At 63.9% G+C, this 15,982-nt stretch carries 12 protein-coding genes and 1 pseudogene; 9 read left to right on the forward strand and 4 right to left on the reverse strand.

Going from position 1 to position 15,982, the window contains the following annotated elements; translation table 11 throughout:
* Together H8S62_RS18040 and H8S62_RS08810 are read right to left on the reverse strand one after the other, a co-directional pair.
* Window positions 1-119 (reverse strand): annotated as a pseudogene (locus H8S62_RS18040) (sugar ABC transporter permease); the annotation flags it as partial.
* A 124-nt stretch (window positions 120-243) separates the two neighbouring features.
* Entirely contained in the window at window positions 244-1,647 is a 1,404-nt protein-coding gene (locus tag H8S62_RS08810) for a carbohydrate ABC transporter substrate-binding protein (protein WP_186919060.1), read from the reverse strand.
* A gap of 484 nt (window positions 1,648-2,131) precedes the next feature.
* On the opposite strand from H8S62_RS08810, the gene H8S62_RS08815 reads away from it, so the two are divergent.
* The 7 genes from H8S62_RS08815 (at window position 2,132) to H8S62_RS08845 (ending at window position 10,504) form a co-directional block, all read left to right on the forward strand.
* Window positions 2,132-3,001 (forward strand): helix-turn-helix transcriptional regulator, encoded by an 870-nt coding sequence (locus H8S62_RS08815; protein ID WP_155147072.1) that lies wholly within the window; start codon window positions 2,132-2,134, stop codon window positions 2,999-3,001.
* Window positions 3,002-3,321: 320 nt separating this feature from the next.
* A complete protein-coding gene (locus tag H8S62_RS08820; protein WP_186919061.1) occupies window positions 3,322-4,392 on the forward strand; it encodes a uroporphyrinogen decarboxylase family protein in 1,071 nt (356 codons plus the stop codon).
* A gap of 38 nt (window positions 4,393-4,430) precedes the next feature.
* Window positions 4,431-5,087: a corrinoid protein gene (locus H8S62_RS08825; protein WP_186919062.1), complete on the forward strand. Its 657-nt coding sequence runs from the start codon at window positions 4,431-4,433 to the stop codon at window positions 5,085-5,087.
* Window positions 5,088-5,364: 277 nt separating this feature from the next.
* Complete coding sequence (locus H8S62_RS08830) at window positions 5,365-5,844, forward strand: NADH-quinone oxidoreductase subunit NuoE family protein (protein WP_155147078.1); 480 nt, start codon at window positions 5,365-5,367, stop codon at window positions 5,842-5,844.
* Window positions 5,845-7,113 (forward strand): complex I 51 kDa subunit family protein, encoded by a 1,269-nt coding sequence (locus tag H8S62_RS08835; RefSeq protein WP_186919063.1) that lies wholly within the window; start codon window positions 5,845-5,847, stop codon window positions 7,111-7,113. It abuts the gene before it with no gap.
* A gap of 3 nt (window positions 7,114-7,116) precedes the next feature.
* The gene (fdhF, locus tag H8S62_RS08840; protein WP_186919064.1) at window positions 7,117-9,819 is read left to right on the forward strand and encodes a formate dehydrogenase subunit alpha; all 2,703 of its coding nucleotides are present in this window, start codon (window positions 7,117-7,119) and stop codon (window positions 9,817-9,819) included.
* Window positions 9,812-10,504 (forward strand): formate dehydrogenase accessory sulfurtransferase FdhD, encoded by a 693-nt coding sequence (locus H8S62_RS08845; RefSeq protein WP_186919065.1) that lies wholly within the window; start codon window positions 9,812-9,814, stop codon window positions 10,502-10,504. The genes fdhF and H8S62_RS08845 overlap by 8 nt, the downstream gene beginning before the upstream one ends.
* A 311-nt stretch (window positions 10,505-10,815) precedes the next feature.
* Here the strand turns inward: H8S62_RS08845 and H8S62_RS08850 are convergent, their stop codons facing one another.
* Entirely contained in the window at window positions 10,816-11,745 is a 930-nt protein-coding gene (locus tag H8S62_RS08850; protein WP_186919066.1) for a reverse transcriptase family protein, read from the reverse strand.
* Window positions 11,746-12,043: 298 nt separating this feature from the next.
* Window positions 12,044-12,808: a copper homeostasis protein CutC gene (locus H8S62_RS08855; protein WP_155147089.1), complete on the reverse strand. Its 765-nt coding sequence runs from the start codon at window positions 12,806-12,808 to the stop codon at window positions 12,044-12,046.
* Between the two features lie 77 nt (window positions 12,809-12,885).
* Between H8S62_RS08855 and H8S62_RS08860 the strand changes: the two genes are divergently transcribed.
* The gene (locus H8S62_RS08860) at window positions 12,886-15,240 is read left to right on the forward strand and encodes a transglutaminase-like domain-containing protein (protein ID WP_186919067.1); all 2,355 of its coding nucleotides are present in this window, start codon (window positions 12,886-12,888) and stop codon (window positions 15,238-15,240) included.
* 24 nt (window positions 15,241-15,264) lie between these two features.
* Window positions 15,265-15,945 (forward strand): alpha/beta fold hydrolase, encoded by a 681-nt coding sequence (locus H8S62_RS08865; protein ID WP_186919068.1) that lies wholly within the window; start codon window positions 15,265-15,267, stop codon window positions 15,943-15,945.
* Window positions 15,946-15,982: the final 37 nt, after the last annotated feature.

A 15,982-nucleotide genomic window follows, 5' to 3' on the forward strand; every position in this document is an offset into this window, starting at 1 on the left:
TCAAACAGCGACATCCGGAACACATTCAGCGTCGGCACTATCATGAATATGAAAAACAGTACTGTTGCAGGCAGGATGCATAACACCAAAAACCGGTTGCGTCCTTTATGCCTCTCCATATTTGCCGCCCCCTTCTCTCAATTTAAACGGACCCCTGCGCAGAAAGGAACGGGCGGCGGTGAGTAGGTCACTACTCACCGCCGCCCGCCTACTGCCAGTCTCTATACGGTTGAGGGGGAGCGGTTACTTCAGGTTGGCGCGCATCTGGTCGCTGGCGGCCTTGATGCCGTCAACCCACTCAGCCTCAGTGATATTGCCGCTGACCATGCCGTTCATGGGGTCGAAGAAGACCTCGCGGATGCTGGCCAGACCGGCGACGGAGTCGTAAGCGGCGAAGCCGCCCAGGGCCGCCTTGGCGCCGTTGTCGTAGATGGAGTAGAAGAGCTTGTTGTCGCCCTCAAGCTTGTCGGCGATGTCCAGCACGGGCTGGATGGCGCCGCCCTTGGCGAAGATCTCACAGGCGGTGTCACTGTAAAGGAAGGCGATGAACTGCTTGGCGGCGTCCTGATGCTCGGCGCCGGCGGGAATCCAGGCCTGCTCGAACCAGGACACGCTGTACTGATCGCCGCCCTGCTCCACGGCGGGAATGGCGGTCATGCCCCACTCAAAGCCGTCGGCGCGGGGGGAGTCGGCCATCTCGCCCACGATCCATGTGCCGTTGGGCATGAAGAGGGCCTTGTTGTCCAGAACGAGCTGCTGATTCTGCTTGAAGTCCTGGTCGTTGGCCTGGGCGGGGGTCACGGGGTTGGTATAGGTGGCCATCTTGGCGATGATGTCAAAGCAGGTCTGGGCCTCGGGGGTGTCCCAAACGCCCTCGGCGTAGGTGGTGGCCTGGTTGAAGAACTCGGGACCGCCCACGCAGTACATCAGCGCGTAGAAGAACTCCTGGAAATAGCCGGTGGTGGGATAAGTAAAGAGGTAGATGCCCTCGGCCATGGCCTTGTCGCCCAGCTCCCACATCTCGTCCCAGGTGGTGGGAACCTCCCACCCCTTCTGCTCAAAGAGGCCGGCGTTGTAGAACAGGCCGCAGGGGGAGTAGAACATGGGGGCCAGATAGGTCTTGCCGTCGCCGTAGGGGTTGGTGAGGGCGGTGTCGGTAAAACCGCCGGCGATCTTGTCGGAGACCTTCACGTCCTCGCCGGGCACGGTCATGCTCAGCACGTCGGTGATTTCGGCGATCTGGTTGTCCTTGATGAACTGGTCGGTCAGGCCCTTCTCACGGCCGGTGGCCAGATGGACCACGTCGGGATACTCTCCGCCCTGCATGGCGGGCCCGATGACGTCCTCCAGACTCTTGTCGGAGGTGAGCTCCACCTTGATGCCGGTCTGGGCGGTGAAGGCGTCACAGACCTCCTGCCACATGCCGGGATAGGTATCCTCGTAGCCGGAGGCCAGGGCGGCCACGCTGATGGTCACGTCGCTGGCGGTGTTGTCGGGGGTGGTCTCAGGGGTCTTGCTGGGCTCGGTCACAGGGGTGCTGGCGCCGGGAGTGGGGGAAGTCTCGCCGCCGTTGTTGGCGCAGCCGGCGAGCAGGGACGCGGACAGGGCAAGAGACAGCCCCAGGGCCAGGATCTTCTTCAGTTTCATTTCCGTTACCTCCTGAAATTTTGATGTGTTCGATTTTGCCCGTTATCTCATACAGCGGCCTTCCGCGCGCGGGACGGGTGCGCTATTGCGCACCCTGCGCGCCTCCTTGCCCTGCAGTCGAACCGATGGGGAAATGCGTTTCTTCTTTGCCGTATGTTCCCGTTGTCCGGGACCATTATCCTGTTTTTCTTGCCTTTAGTATATCGTTTCTTCTCTTGGGAGTCTTCCAGGAAAGTACACAGTTTTTTTCAAATTTATATATTCCAGCACTCAATTTATCATTTTCCACAACCAGGACCCGCCATTTTGCGCCGCCTTGTCAATTCCTACAAAAGCGCTTCCGAGAACGTCCGCAAAACGCCCTTTCCAAGCGCCGCCGACATTTTTCTTGTTGCAGATTTTTGAGTATGCTATAATCAGATTACACACAGTCCGCGCCGCACGGATACAGGAAAGAACCTGACAAAAAGGGAGGGGCCGTCCCATGAAAGATAAAAAATCTCCCGCTCCCCAGTCCCCGGACACGCAGCTGCTGGTGGACAACGTGGTCGTCCAGGATATGCCTGCGGATTTTCATTTTGAAACCCACATGCACCGCACTGTGGAACTGCTGATCTGCCTCAGCGGAAGCCTGGTGATTACCATTCACGGCAATCACCATCAGGTCTCCGCCGGGGAGTACATGGTCATCTTCCCCGACATCCCCCACCGGGCGGACGTGCCCTGCGACGCGCCCTGCTCCATCCTGCAGACCCACTTCCACAGCAGCTCCTTCTCCGAGCTGGTGGACCGGCAGTTCCCCATGAGCGAGCTGGTGTTCTCCTTCGAGCTCTCTCTGGAAAAGCGCAAGTTTTTCCACAGCAAGAGCTCGCCCCAGCTGGTGGCCTGCCTGGAGGGGCTGCGCAGCGAGCTCTACATTGCGCAGAAAAACGCCCAGAAGATGCTCCAGCTCTACCTCACCCAGCTCAACATTCTCCTCTCCCGGGATTTGAGCGCCCACACCAGCAACGCAGCCATCTACGAAAACCGCTATCTGGTCAACGCCACCACCTTTATCAACGAGCACTATATGGAAAAGCTGACCGTCAACGAGGTAGCCCTGACGGTGGGCGTCTCCCCGCGCTACCTCACCAAGCTCTTTCACGAGCACCTCAATATGGGCGTGTCCACCTACATTACCTATGTCCGCATCAGCAAGTCCATCGACTTCAAGTATCTCAACAGCCAGTATCCGCTGACCGACCTGGCGCTGGATATGGGTTTTGGGAGCCTGCAGCATTTTTCCAAGGTCTTTAAGGAAAAAATGGGCGTATCCCCCAAGCGCTATTTCTCCATTCAAACGGTGGAGTATTAAGAAGACCCCGCGCTCAGCCTGCCAAAGAAGCCCCAAGGAGCTTCTTTGGCAGAAGGCCGCATGACGGATATTCATTTGACTGCGTGGCTTTCTCTGGCGGAGGTTTTTTTGACGGCCTGGGCGGGCGCTTCCCCTGCAAAGCGGCAGGGGAAGCGCCCGCTTTTTTATACGCCGGAAATAAAATAGTGCACATTTTTATAAAAAACACGAATCCAGTGCTCAACGGTGAAAGCGCAATCCAAATATATCCGCTATAGTACGGGTATAGGATCCCCTCCGTCTCTAAATTGGGGGTATCACACTATAAGGAGGAAGGCAATTTGGATACGCCGAGAGACAACCTGCTGCGCCTGCTGCACCGCCAGGGCTATGATACGGTCCCGCTGGAATTTGCGCTTTGTCCTCATCTGGAAGAGGTTTATCAGGCATATGAGCACAGCGACCTCCCCTACAACGAGTATTTTCAGATGCCCTGGAAGCGGATTGCGGATCTGCGTCCGGACAACGACGACCGCACCCGGTTCGCCCACTACCACGCCGCCGCCGGGCTGGACGCCGCCGGCGAGATAGACGAGTGGGGTGTGGGCCACCGTGCCACGCCGACCTCCATGCACATGACCCAGATGTTCTGTCCGCTCCGGGACGCCGACAGCGAGGAGGAGATACAGGCCTACCCGCTGCCCACCTATTCCGCAGCGCAAAACCCCGGCCTCAGTGCTGAGGTCGAGGCGCTGAAGCAGCGGGGCGTCTCCCCCGTGGGCAATATGCAGTGCACCATCTGGGAAACCGCCTGGTACATCCGTGGAATGGAAAACCTGATGATGGACATCATGTCCGAGGACCCGATGGCCGAGATCCTCCTGGACCGGGTCACCGAGATGTCCCTCAGCCGCGCCAAGCTCTACGCCCAGGCGGATGTGGATATCCTCTTCCTCGGCGACGATATCGGGATGCAGCAGACCATCATGATGAGCGAGGAGATGTACACCACCTGGATTAAGCCCAGGCTGAAGAAAATCATCGGCGCGGCCAAGGCCGTCAAGCCGGATCTGCTGGTCTTCTACCACTCCTGCGGGTACATCGAACCCTTTATCCCCCACCTCATCGAGGTCGGCGTGGACGTGCTCAACCCAATCCAGCCGGAGTGCATGGACGTGGAAAAGATTTTTCGGGAGTACGGCGACCGCCTTTCCTTCCACGGGACCATCGGCACCCAGAGCGTCATGCCCTTCGGTACGCCGGAGGAGGTCCGGGCGAATGTGAAGCGCAATCTCGACCTCGCCGGCGACAAGGGCGGCCTCTTCGTGGCTCCCACCCACCTGCTGGAGCCGGAGGTGCCCTGGGAAAACATTCGGGCCTATGTGGAGGCCTGTCAAAACTACACCCGCTGACGCGAAGCCGCTCATGCGGAAAAAGGAGCACAGCCGAAATGAGTCTTACCATCTTGCAGGAGATCTCCGCGCAGCTTCAGCGCGGAAACGCCAGAGCCGTCAGAGAGCTGGTGCAGCAGGCGATTGACGCGGGCGTTCCGGTGGAGTGCATTCTAAACGACGGACTGCTCGGCGGCATGTCCGTGGTGGGCGAGCGCTTCAAGCGCACTGAAATTTTCGTACCTGAGGTCCTGGTGGCCGCGCGGGCGATGAACCAGGGCGCCGCCCTCCTCAAACCCCTCCTGGCCTCTTCCGACGTGAAGTCCTGCGGAAAGGTCTGCATCGGTACCGTTAGGGGCGACCTCCACGACATCGGCAAAAACCTGGTGAAGATGATGATGGAGGGCAAGGGCCTGGAGGTGGTGGACCTGGGTACCGACGTGGAGCCGGAGACCTATGTCCGCGCCGCCGTGGAGCAGGACTGCCGGATCATCTGCTGCTCCGCCCTGCTGACCACCACCATGTCCGTCATGGCCGAGGTGGTCGCCAAGGTCCGCCAGGCCGGCATCCATGACCGCGTGAAGGTGATGATCGGCGGCGCGCCCGTCACTGAGACGTTCTGCGCCCAGATCGGCGCGGACCGCTACACGCCGGACGCCACCACCGCCGCAGACGCGGCGGTGGAGATCTGCCGGACGCTGGCGGAGACCGGCTGACGGTGCTTGCGCGGCATCAAACTTACATAACGGCGCTGAAAGCGGGGAGACGGCAATGCCGTCTCCCCGCTTTCCTCCTGCGCCTCTCTGTTTCAGCGGTTTCCGCGGCTCCCTCAAATTTTGCGTTTCGTACCATTTTTTGTCCAAACATACAATGAAACCGGTACCAATCGTTGTTAAATAACTAACTATTGGAAATCTCTTGAACTCTCTTCTCAACTCGACTATAGTTAAATAAAGTTAGGTATCCAATCAAATTTTGAGGGGGAATCGGGCAATGGAAACACATCTGAGCCGGGCGGAAAAGCTGGAGCTGATCCGCTCCCGGCCCGGCGGGAAGGACCGCCTGCTCTCCGTCCTGCTGGATTTGCAGGCGGCGGAGCCGTCGCACTGTATCGACGAGGAAACCGCCGTCCTGGTGGGGGCGGAGCTCGGCGTCGCCCCCGCCCGCGTGTATGACGCGGTCTCTTTCTACGCCATGCTCTCTCCCGCGCCCCAGGCCCGTTTCACCGTGGAGGTCTGCGAGAGCGCGCCCTGCCACTTTTCCCACGCCGGCCGCGCCGCCGATTTGGCGGAGCGGGCGCTGGGCGTGAGGGTGGGTGAGGACACCCCGGACGGTCTCTTCGCCCTGCGGGCCGTCCCCTGCTTCGGCGCGTGCGACAAAGCCCCGGCGGTCAAGATTGACGGGCATGTCTACGGTCCCCTGGACGAGGCCGGGCTGCGCGCCGTGCTGGCCCAGTACAAGGAGGCGGAATAAATGGCGGATTTCACACCTGTCCTGCTCACCCGGGCGGGCCATACCACTCCCTTCTCCGTGTCGGAGTATATCTCCCACGGCGGGTATTCAGCATTGGAGAAGGCGGTAACGATGACGGGGGAGGAGATCCTGAAGGAGCTGACGGCGGCCCGCCTGATGGGCCGGGGCGGGGCGGGATACCCTGTGGACAAGAAGTGGCGTCACCTCTACGGCGTGGAGGGCGGGCCCAAGTACGTCGTCTGCAACGCAGACGAGGGGGAGCCGGGCACCTTCAAGGACCGTGTGCTCCTGGAGCAGGACCCCCTCTCCGTCATCGAGGGCATGACCATCGCGGGCTACCTCTTCGGCTCCCCCCGGGGCTTCATCTACATCAGGGGCGAATACCGGGACCTCCAGCCCCTCTTTGAGCGGGCCGTGAAGCACGCCCACCGCTTCGGCTACCTGGGAAAGAACATCCTGGGCGTGGAGGGCTTCGACTTCGACATCACCGTGGTCGCCGGCGGCGGCGCCTACATCTGCGGCGAGAACTCCGCCATGCTCAACTCCATCGAGGGCAAGGTGGGCCGCCCCCGGGTGAAGCCCCCCCACCTGGCCGAGGTGGGACTCTACGGCAAGCCCACCCTGGTCAATAACGTGGAGTCCTTCGCCGCCGTGGTGCCCATCCTCAACATGGGCGGCGACGCCTACCACGCCCTGGGCACCGAATTTTCCGGCGGCACCAAGCTGGTCTCCCTCTGCGGGCACGTAAAGCGCCCCGGCACCTATGAGGTGCCCCTGGGCACCCCCATCCGCGCCATCATCGAGGACTGGGGCGGCGGGACCGACAGCGGCCGGGCCGTGGGCTTCTGCCAGCTGGGCGGCCACTCCGGCCCCATCGGCTTCCCCGAGCAGCTCGACACCCCCTACTGCTACAAAGCCGCCAAGGACGCGGGGCTGGGCATCGGCTCCGGCTCCATCGTGGTGATGGACGAGGACGTGGACCCGGTGGCCTACCTCCAAAAGGTCATGGAGTTCTTCGTCCACGAGTCCTGCGGCAAGTGCACCCCCTGCCGCCTTGGCACTACCCGGATGCTGGAGCTGCTCACCGCCTTTGTGGAGGACCGGGCCGTCCCCGGCGACGTGGAGAGGCTGGAGAGTCTGGCCGACAACATCGCCATGCTCTCCTCCTGCGGCCTGGGCCAGTCCGCCGACAAGGCGGTCAAGAGCTGCCTGAAGCACCGCCGCGCCGCTTTCGAGGCCCATATCGTCCTGAAGGGAGGGGTATCTTAAATCATGGAAAACAACCTGATCCATCTCACCATCGACGGCGTGGCCGTGGAGGCCGTCCCCGGCTCCACCATCCTCCAGGCGGCCTCCGCCGCGGGAATCAACATCCCCACCCTCTGCTACCTCAAGCACCTCACTCCCGACGCCTCCTGCCGGATGTGCGTGGTGGAGGTGGAGGGCCGTCGGGGCCTGCCCGCCTCCTGCACCGAGGAGGTCCGGGAGGGCATGGCGGTCCAAACCCATACGGAGAAGACGGCCCAGGCCCGGCGGTTCATCCTGGACCTCCTGCTCTCCAACCACTGCACCGACTGCTTCACCTGCCCCCAGAACGGCGCGTGCCGGCTCCAGGACTACTGCTGGGAGTATGGTGTGGAGCACACCAGCTATCAGGGTAAGCGGGTGGACGCTCCCAAGGACGTATCCAGCCCCTTCTTCAATTACGACCCCAACCTCTGCATTATGTGCCGCAAATGCGAGCGCACCTGCGAGTCCCTCCAGTGCCGGGAGACCATCTCCATCCAGGGCCGGGGCTTCGACACGAAGATGACCATCCCCTTCGGGCGGCGGTGGAAGGATTCCTCCTGCGAGGGCTGCGGCAACTGCGTGGCCGCCTGCCCCACCGGGGCCCTCACCGCCAAGGGCGCGAAAAAGTTCCGCCCCTGGGAGGTCAAGCGGGTCCGCACCACCTGCCCCCACTGCGCCGTGGGCTGCCAGTACGACCTGCTGGTGAAGGAGAACCGCATCGTGGGCGTGGACGCCGCCCCCGGCTCCCCCACCAACGAGGGCCTGCTCTGCGTCAAGGGCCGCTTCGGCTCCTACCAGTTCGTCCACTCCGGGGACCGGCTCAGGCACCCCCTCATCAAGGAGAACGGCGCGTTCCGACGCGCCTCCTGGGACGAGGCTCTGGATTTGGTGGCGTCCCGGATGAAGGGCATCCAGGAACAGTACGGCAGGGACTCCGTGGGCGGCTTCTCCTGCTCCCGGGCCACCAACGAGGACAACTATGCCTTCCAGAAGCTGATGCGTGCGGGCCTGGGCACCAACAATGTGGACAACTGCGCCCGGGTCTGCCACAGCGCCAGCGTTCACGGTCTGGCCACCACCTTGGGCTCCGGGGCCATGACCAACCCCATGGCGGACATCACCGAGGATGTGGACGTCATTCTCCTGGTGGGCTCCAACCCCACCGAGGCACACCCCGTCATGGGCGCCCGCATCCGCCGGGCGGTACGCCGGGGGACCAAACTCATCGTGGTGGACCCCCGGAAAATCGACCTGACCGAGGGCTGCGCACTCCACCTCCAGATCAAGCCCGGCACCAACGTGGCCTTCGCCAACGGGATGCTCAACGTCATCCTCTCCGAGGGTCTGGAGGACAGGGACTTCATCCAAAACCGCACCGAGGGCTTCGAGGCCCTGCGGGAGATTGTGGCGGAGTACACCCCGGAGCGTGTGGGCGAAATCTGCCACATTGACCCGGACGGCCTCCGCGCCGCAGCCAGGATGTACGCCGCAGCCAGGAAGGCGCCCATCATCTACTGCCTGGGCGTCACCGAGCACTCCACCGGCACCGAGGGAGTCATGGCCCTGTCCAACCTGGCCATGGCCGTGGGCAAGCTGGGCCGCTCCGGCTGCGGCGTGAATCCCCTCCGGGGCCAGAACAACGTCCAGGGCGCCTGCGACATGGGCGCTCTTCCCTACCAGTACCCCGGATATCAGAAGGTCACAGACCCCGCCGTCCGGGAGAAGTTCGAGAAGGCCTGGGGCCTGCCCCTCTCCCCCAATGACGGTCTCACCTCCACCGAGATGCTGGCCCTCTCCGCCAGGGGCGAGCGCATCCACGGCCTGTTCATCTTCGGCGAGGACCCCATGGTCTCCGACCCGGACACCGCCCATGTCCGCCGGGCTCTGGAGAATTTGGACTTCCTGGTGGTCGACGAGCTCTTCATGACCGAGACGGCCCAGCTGGCCGACGTGGTGCTCCCAGGCGTGAGCTATGCCGAGAAGGAAGGCACCTTCACCAACACCGAGCGCCGACAGATGCGGGTGCGCAAGGCGGTTTCCCTGGAGGGGGAGATGCGCCAGGACTACGACATCTTCGCCGAGGTGGAGACCCGTCTGGGCCACCCCTGCCGCTATGAGAGCGCAGCCGCCATCTATGACGAGATTGCCTCGCTCACCCCCTCCTTCGGCGGCCTGAGCCACGCCCGCCTCGACGCGGGTGAGGACCTGGCCTGGCCCTGCCCCGCCAAAGACCACCCCGGCACGCCCATCCTCCATGTGGGCAAATTCGCCAGGGGCCTGGGCTGGTTCTACCCCGCCAGGTACCGCCCCTCCGCCGAGCTGCCCGACGGGGATTACCCCCTCATGATGGTCACGGGCAGGATGCTCTACCATTACAATACCAGGGCCATGACCGGCAGGGCGGAGGGCATCTGCCAGGTGGTCAATGAGTCCTACATCGAAATCAGCTCCCGGGACGCCGCCGCCCTGGGCGTCGCCCACGGCGACCGGGTAAAGGTCTCCTCCCGCAGGGGCGAGCTGGAGACCACCGCCAGGGTGGGCGACAAAGTGGGCGACGGCGAGGTCTTCATGACCTTCCACTTCCCCGACGGCAATGTGAACAAGGTCACCAACGCCGTCACAGACGACATCGCCCACATCCCCGAGTACAAGGTCTGCGCCGTGCGGGTGAGTAAGCTTGGGTGAGTCGGTTCGCTTTGGCATTCTCCGCTGGGAGGGGGGCGGCGCCCGCCCGGCGGAGGACGACGTGGTGCGTGAGGCGCCCTACTCCCTCTGGCTGAACGGCACCCTGCTGGAGCGGGGCGCCTGCTCCCCCGGCGGCTGGGAGGACCTGGCACTGGGCCGGCTCTACACCGCCGGGCTGCTCAGCGGAACGGCCGCCGTCCGTTCCCTCAGCGCCGGGGCGGACGGCACGCTCCGGGTGGAGGCGGAGGCGCAGCGCATACCCAGGCCCTTCGCGCCCCTCCCCGGCCTCGCGTGGGAGCCGGAGATTCTCATGGAGGCCGCAGGGCGGTTTCTGGAGGGCTCGCCCCTCTTCCACTCCACCGGCGGCGTCCACAGCGCCCTGCTTACCTGGCCGGGCGGCCAGTGCCGCCGGGAGGACATCGGGCGGCACAACGCCGTCAATAAGGCCGTGGGCGGCGCGCTCCGCATGGGCGCGCCCATGGGCGAGTCCGTGCTCTACACCAGCGGACGCCTCCCGCTCAGCGTGGCGGAGCAGGTCATTCGGGCGGGTATCCCCGTGGTGGTCTCCCGCGCCGCACCCACAGACGCCGCTGTGCAGCTCGCCGCCAGATGGGGCCTCACCGTCATCGGCTTTGCACGCCGCGACCGCATGAACCTCTACACCTCCCCGGAGCACTCGCACTAGCACCATCGCTCGCAACGCACTATCACTACACCCCGGGGCCGATAAGCGGCCCCGGGGCGTTCAGCATGTCAAAGAAGCCCCTCGGGGCTTCTTTGACAGCAGGCTGCATGACGGATGGGGCTCGATTTCTAGAGAAAAAGCCGCCTCATCCGTCATGAGAAGTGTCATTTCTGAGGCGCATGTCCCCAGAAATGACGGATTTTAAATTAGTTCCGCCGTCTGCGGACGGCGGAACTCTGCGAGGCTTTCTCTGCGGAGGGTTTTTTCACAGCCAATACACCCCGGGGCCGATAAGCGGCCCCGGGGCGTTCTTATTTTCCCGCTCTTCTGTTCAATTCCTCCACCAGCCAGGCCTTCCCCTCCAGCAGAGCTCTGTCCTCCGGACGGACCTGCAGGGCATAGCTGAAGCGCCCCAGCAGACGGCGGGCATACGCCGTCGGGTCCCCTTCCCAGCCCACCGAGCGCAAATGCTCCTCCAGACCGAACTTTTTACAGTAGTAAAGCTCCTGCCGCAGTGCGCGCCGGTACTCCGCAGGCACGTCCACCTTTTCATTGACCACCAGCCCGGTGACGCACTGACGCCGGCCAGCGTCCAGATACAGGGTCTTTCTCCTGTTCACCAAAAAACCCTTCTCCCGCAGCCGGGCCTCCGCATAGCGGTACGCCCCCGCCAGCCCGGCATCCCCCGAGAAGGTCAGATCGTCGCAGTACCTGGTATAGGCGATCCCCCGCCGGGCGCACCAGCCGCCCACATCCTCGTCGAAGTCCCGCATCAGGATGTTGGCGACGGCGGGGGAGGTGGGCGCGCCCTGGGGCAGCGCGTCCTGATAGTAACACAGCATGGTCAGCAGAATCCGCAGCGGCTCGGAGAAAACCTCCGCCGGAAACACCGCATCCTTCACCGCGGAATAGTTGACGCTGTCAAAAAAATGGTAGATATCCATCTTGAGCAGCCGCGCCTTCCCCACGTGGGCGGAGGCGTTGCGCACAGTCCCCGCCCCGTAGCGGTAGGCCGTGGCATAGGGGGAGAGCTCCCGGCAGGCCAGCAGATTCCGCGCGATGGACCGCTGGACCCCCTTCAGGGCCTCATCCGGCACGGTGAGGCGCCGGACGCCGCCGTTCGGCTTGGTAAGCTCCACCGTATGGTAATGGGCGGAGAGGCGGTTGCTCAGAGCATATAGGGTGTGCAGGCCCACGCCCAGATCTCTGGCCAGAGTAGGGGCCTCACGGTAGACTATCATTTGATGAGGCCCCTCCCCTCTGACTACGGAACAAAACAAGATGTATGGCGAACGGCTCAGCGGTATTTTGATGCACATGCAGTGTGCAGGAATACCGCTGTGCTGCTTCGGCTGAGCGAAGCGAATACGATAGGGTATCTGCCGCCCGGCGGCGACTCGCCGCCGGTGCCGGGTCTGCCGGACGGACGCTTTTGTTCCGTGGGGCGTATCTGATAACTGTCCTTGAAAGCCGGCCTTTAGACCGCTGTCAGATGCACCCTGACAGCATCATAGCAAAAATATCTTTCCCGTGCAATCATTATTGACGCAAATCCGGGCTTTCATCGCCCAGCCGCGCCAGCAAGGCGGCGATTTTCTCTCCGTCGGCCAGGGTGTAGCAGTCCTCCGGGGGATAGAGGGCCCCGCCGAAGTGAATATCCGGATTGCCTGCGGCGGAGCGGTCCAGGCAGGTTTTTTTCAGGGAGGCGTGGACCTGGCTGCAGCCGGTGTACGCCAGAATCTCCCGGGCGTTGCGGAGCTTCACGCCCCCGCCGGGCATGACTTGAATCCGCCCCGCGCCATACTCCCGCATGGCTTTCACCGTCTCCAGCCCCAGGGGCACGCTGGCCTGCTGCCCGCTGGTGAGGATGCGCGTCACCCCCAGCTCCATCAGGGTGTCCATGGCCGCCCGCCAGTCCGGCGTCACATCGACGGCCCGGTGGAAGACGGTCTCCCGCTCCCCCGCCAGCTCCACCAGCGCCCGGCACCGCGCTTCGTCCACCGTGCCGTCCGGGCGGAGCACCCCAAAGACAATGCCGTCCGCTCCCGCGTCCAGCATGGCCCGGGCGTCGGCCAGCATGGTCTCGAACTCCACATCCGTATAACAGAAGCCGCCCTCCCGGGGCCGCACCATGGCCATTACCGATACGCCGCACTTCTTCGCCACCAATACCTCCCCGATGCTGGGGGTCAGCCCGCCCAGGAAGAGGGCGGAGCAGAGCTCCACCCGGGGCGCGCCCGCCTTTTTCGCCTCCACGGCGTCCCCGGCGGAGCCGCAGCAGATTTCCAGGGTAATTTCGTCCATTTCGATCTTTCCCTTCCCTGTGGTTTTGTGGTATCATCCTACCATGTGAGCAATCAAAATGCAAACGAGGCGCTTTTATGGACGAGTGGACCGATTCTTTATCCGATCTGACCGCACAGCAGCGGTTCTGCATGAAATTTCTGCAAAAAACGCTCCCGAAGAGCGATTTGGACACCTATCCGGCCGGGCTTTTTTTACAATTTATCGATCACGCCCTGTTTCTGCGGGAAAGCGTGTCCTGGTGCGCGGAATTGGACGAGGAGCTTTTTCTCCACTATGTCCTCTGTCCCCGGGTGAACGACGAGGATCTCTCCTTTCACCGCGCCCTCTTTTATGGTGAAATCTGGCCCGAGGTCGCCGGTCTGGACATGGAAAACGCAGTTTTGGCGGTAAACCGCTGGTGCCACTCCCACGCCTCCTACCAGGCCCAGGACGACCGCACCGCCTCTCCTCTCACGGTATTCCGCTCAGGCAGCGGCCGCTGCGGAGAGGAGTCGGCCTTTCTGGTCGCCGCACTGCGGAGCGTGGGACTGCCCGCCCGGCAGGTCTACGCCCCCCGCTGGAGCCACTGTGACGACAACCACGCCTGGGCGGAGGTCCTGGCGGCGGGGAAATGGCGCTTCCTGGGGGCCTGCGAGCCGGAGCCGGTCCTGGACCGGGGCTGGTTCAACACCGCAGCCAGCCGGGCGCTTCTCATCCACTCCCGGACCTTCGGCGCGGGGACAAGCCCCCTCCACGGGGAGCCGCTGGGCGTGGAAAACGGCGTGGCCCGGTATAATCAGACGGCGCGGTACGCCAGGACGGAGGAACGGGTCTTTACGGTGACGCGGGGCGCTGCGCCCGCCGCCGGGGCGAAAATCCGCCTCTATGTACTCAATGAGTCGGCGCTTTATCCCATCGCTGTGCTGACCGCCGGGAGCGACGGCCGCGCCGCCGCCCGGCTGGGGCTGGGGGACGTGTGGGTTCGGGCGGAGCTGGACGGACAAACCGCCGAGGGGCTGAACGCGCTTCACCTGGAGCTGGACGCACGGGTGGACCGGCAGGCATGGACCGACTTCGACTTTCGCGCCCCGGCGGATTTTCCGGTGAATCCCGCGCCCCTGAATGAGGCGCAGAAAAAATTACGTGCGGAGGACCGCGCCTTGGGCGACGCCCGGCGGCAGGCCCGGCTTCAGGGCATGTACGACGCTGGCAGGGCCGCCGCCTGCCCCGGCTGTGATGATCTGATGCGGGAGGCCCGGGGAAACTTCGAGGAAATTTTCCGCTTTCTCAGCCGGGACGCAAATCCCCTGCGGGAAAAGCTGCTGCGCACCCTCTCCCGGAAGGATTTGAGGGACGTGACGGCGGCGGTTTTGGAAGACCATCTCCAAGGGGCCGCGCCCTTCGCCGCGCGGTGGCCGGAAAAAACGTTTCTCCCCTATGTCCTGTGTCCCAGAGTGGCCGACGAGCCGCTGACGGCGTGGCGGGGGATATTGGCACGGGGGAACGGCGGCATTCCCGCCGGAGAAACGGATAATTACGGGAACCTCTACTGGCCGCCGGACGCAGCCGTACGGGCCGGGCGGTGCAATGAGAAGAGCCGTGACGTGCTGGCCGTGGCCCGGCTGCGTGCGGCGGGTATCCCCGCGCGGCTGCGCCGGCCTGACGGCGTGCCGGAGGTCTGGCGGGAGGACGGGTTCCACGCGCTGGAGCCGGAGGAGATGGGGCGGGTCACATTTACCGCGGCTCCCGGTCAGCAGCTCACCTACCGGCTCAACTGGTCCCTCGCCCGGAAAACGGCCGGGGGCTGGAAGCTCCTGGATTTGGACAGGGGGACGGCGGCCACCCGCGGCGGGGCGGACCTGCCGGCGGGCGAGTACCGGGTGATCACCTCGGCGCGGCTGCCGGTGGGAGATCAGCTTGCCTCCATGCGGGAGTTTCCCCTCCGGGCGGGGGAAGAGGCCGTCATCCCCCTGCGGCTGAGGGAGTACGCCCTGGCCGAAATGCTCTACCGCCGCGCCCTGCCGCCCGTCCCGGCGGAGCGGATGGACGGAAATCGGACAGGAAACGCGCTGAATGAGCTGGAGCGGCCCGCGCTCCTCTTCTGGCTGGAGGACGGGGCGGAGCCGACGGAGCATGTGCTGAACGAGCTGCGGGAGCACCAGACTGCGCTCTGCGCCCTCCCGGCGGATATCGTCTTCTTTCTCCGGGGGCGGGGAGCGCTGGAGCAGCGGACCCTGAAGGAGCTTCTGAGGGATTGGCCGGGAATCGGGCTGTACTTTGACGACTGGGCCTACGACGCGGAGAGCCTCTCCCGTTTTCTGGGGCAGGACCCGGACCGACCGCCCCTGGCTGTGGCCTGGGACGGCGGCGGCGCGGCTTACGCCGACTGCGGGTACCGCGTGGGATCGGTGGCCCTTCTGGTGAGGGTGTTGGAGGAGCTGTGCCGTTGAGCGGTATGGGAACTGGGAGGCGCTATGGACATACGTCTGCACTACACTGAGCAAGGCGCGGGAGAGCCGCTGGTCCTGCTCCACGGAAATGGGGAGAGCGGGAATTACTTCTCCCACCAAATGGACTATTTCTCCCGGTTCTGCCGGGTAATTGCGGTGGACACCCGGGGTCATGGGCAGTCCCCCAGAGGGGATGCCCCCTTCACCATCCGGCAGTTTGCAGACGACCTGCTGGAATTTTTGGACGGCCTGGGCATCGAAAGGGTCCGCCTGCTGGGCTTCTCGGACGGCGGGAACACCGCACTGGTCTTCGCCCTGCGCCACCCGGAGCGGGTGGCGCGGCTGGTGCTCAACGGGGCCAATCTGAACGCGGGCGGCGTGAAGCCCTCGGTTCAGATTCCCATTGCGCTGGGCTACCGTATGGCATCCCTCGCCGCCAGGTGGAGCGCCGCCGGGCGGAAGAACGCCGAGATGCTGGGGCTGATGGTCAACGACCCGAACATCGACCCGGAGGAGCTGGCGGCGCTCCATGTCAGGACGCTGGTTATCGCGGGGACAAGGGACATGATTCTCCGGGCGCATACGAGGCTTCTTTACGAGAGCCTGCCCGACGCGGAGCTGGTCTTCGTGGAGGGGGACCACTTTGTGGCGGACAAAAACCCGGAGGCGTTCAACCGGGCGGTGGAGGCCTTTTTGAGGGAGTAACCGCCGGCGGGGCGGCCGCAAGGGCCGCCCCTGTGGA

This window comes from Lawsonibacter faecis, from assembly GCF_014287675.1.
Taxonomy (GTDB): Bacteria; Bacillota; Clostridia; order Oscillospirales; family Oscillospiraceae; genus Pseudoflavonifractor; species Pseudoflavonifractor faecis.

What these genes read in the sequence shown, in the direction of transcription:
- H8S62_RS08810 (WP_186919060.1), bottom strand. Translation starts at nt 1,647, where the DNA reads ATGAAACTGAAGAAGATCCTGGCCCTGGGGCTGTCTCTTGCCCTGTCC.
- H8S62_RS08815 (WP_155147072.1), top strand. Translation starts at nt 2,132, where the DNA reads ATGAAAGATAAAAAATCTCCCGCTCCCCAGTCCCCGGACACGCAGCTG.
- H8S62_RS08825 (WP_186919062.1), top strand. Translation starts at nt 4,431, where the DNA reads ATGAGTCTTACCATCTTGCAGGAGATCTCCGCGCAGCTTCAGCGCGGA.
- H8S62_RS08830 (WP_155147078.1), top strand. Translation starts at nt 5,365, where the DNA reads ATGGAAACACATCTGAGCCGGGCGGAAAAGCTGGAGCTGATCCGCTCC.
- H8S62_RS08835 (WP_186919063.1), top strand. Translation starts at nt 5,845, where the DNA reads ATGGCGGATTTCACACCTGTCCTGCTCACCCGGGCGGGCCATACCACT.
- fdhF (WP_186919064.1), top strand. Translation starts at nt 7,117, where the DNA reads ATGGAAAACAACCTGATCCATCTCACCATCGACGGCGTGGCCGTGGAG.
- H8S62_RS08850 (WP_186919066.1), bottom strand. Translation starts at nt 11,745, where the DNA reads ATGATAGTCTACCGTGAGGCCCCTACTCTGGCCAGAGATCTGGGCGTG.
- H8S62_RS08855 (WP_155147089.1), bottom strand. Translation starts at nt 12,808, where the DNA reads ATGGACGAAATTACCCTGGAAATCTGCTGCGGCTCCGCCGGGGACGCC.
- H8S62_RS08860 (WP_186919067.1), top strand. Translation starts at nt 12,886, where the DNA reads ATGGACGAGTGGACCGATTCTTTATCCGATCTGACCGCACAGCAGCGG.
- H8S62_RS08865 (WP_186919068.1), top strand. Translation starts at nt 15,265, where the DNA reads ATGGACATACGTCTGCACTACACTGAGCAAGGCGCGGGAGAGCCGCTG.